Source organism: Bacillus sp. LR--39, from assembly GCF_053613335.1.
The window spans coordinates 1-1239 of the sequence record NZ_JBSIOT010000229.1; the positions used below are offsets into that span (position 1 = coordinate 1).

Here is a 1239-nt window from a genome sequence, read left to right on the forward strand (position 1 = left end):
AAAACAAATGTTTCAAATGAGATAGGAAATGGGTACTAATCTATTAACTTTGTTATACATTTTAGATACTCATTGGCTCAACAACTGAGGAGGAGACATTTGTGAAGAAAGACACAAGGAAATATATGATCTACTTTTTCGGCGCTTTAGGGGGACTGCTATATGGTTACGATACAGGTGTTATCTCCGGAGCACTCCTGTTTATCAATAACGATATTCCTTTAACGACATTGACAGAAGGATTGGTTGTCAGCATGCTGCTCCTTGGCGCGATTTTCGGTTCGGCCTTGAGCGGCACATGCTCAGACCGCTGGGGCAGGAGAAAGGTTGTATTTGTCCTTTCCATCATTTTTATTATCGGTGCGCTCGCTTGCGCATTTTCTCAAACAATCGGCATGCTGATTGCATCTAGGGTGATACTCGGGTTGGCCGTCGGCGGTTCAACGGCACTTGTGCCCGTGTATCTTTCCGAAATGGCACCGACGAAAATTCGCGGGACACTCGGCACAATGAACAACTTAATGATTGTCACCGGGATTTTGCTTGCCTATATCGTTAACTACCTGTTCACACCGTTTGAAGCGTGGCGCTGGATGGTCGGTCTGGCCGCAGTGCCTGCCGTGCTTCTATTAATCGGCATCGCGTTCATGCCGGAATCGCCAAGATGGCTCGTGAAGCGCGGCCGCGAAGAAGAAGCGAGACGCATCATGAACATCACTCATGATCCCCAAGACATCGAAATGGAATTGGCAGAGATGAAGCAAGGGGAAGCGGAGAAAAAAGAAACGACACTCAGCGTGTTGAAAGCCAAATGGATTCGCCCCATGCTTCTGATTGGCGTCGGCCTTGCCATTTTCCAGCAGGCGGTCGGCATTAACACGGTCATCTACTACGCGCCAACCATTTTTACGAAGGCCGGTCTTGGCACATCAGCTTCGGCGCTCGGCACAATGGGAATCGGCATCCTCAACGTCATCATGTGTATCACTGCCATGATCTTAATTGACCGTGTCGGCCGCAAAAAACTTCTGATCTGGGGAAGTATCGGCATCACACTGAGCCTTGCTGCTTTATCAGGCGTGCTCCTAACGCTCGGACTTTCCGCATCAACAGCGTGGATGACAGTAGTCTTTCTAGGTGTCTATATCGTCTTTTACCAGGCGACATGGGGTCCGGTAGTGTGGGTGCTCATGCCTGAGCTCTTCCCGTCCAAAGCACGCGGAGCCGCGACAGGGTTCA

At 49.8% G+C, this 1239-nt stretch carries 1 protein-coding gene; it reads left to right on the forward strand.

Going from position 1 to position 1239, the window contains the following annotated elements; translation table 11 throughout:
• Positions 1–101: 101 nt before the first annotated feature.
• A partial coding sequence (locus tag ACWHAR_RS22035; protein ID WP_452087832.1) for a sugar porter family MFS transporter occupies positions 102–1239 on the forward strand: 1138 nt, incomplete at its 3' end.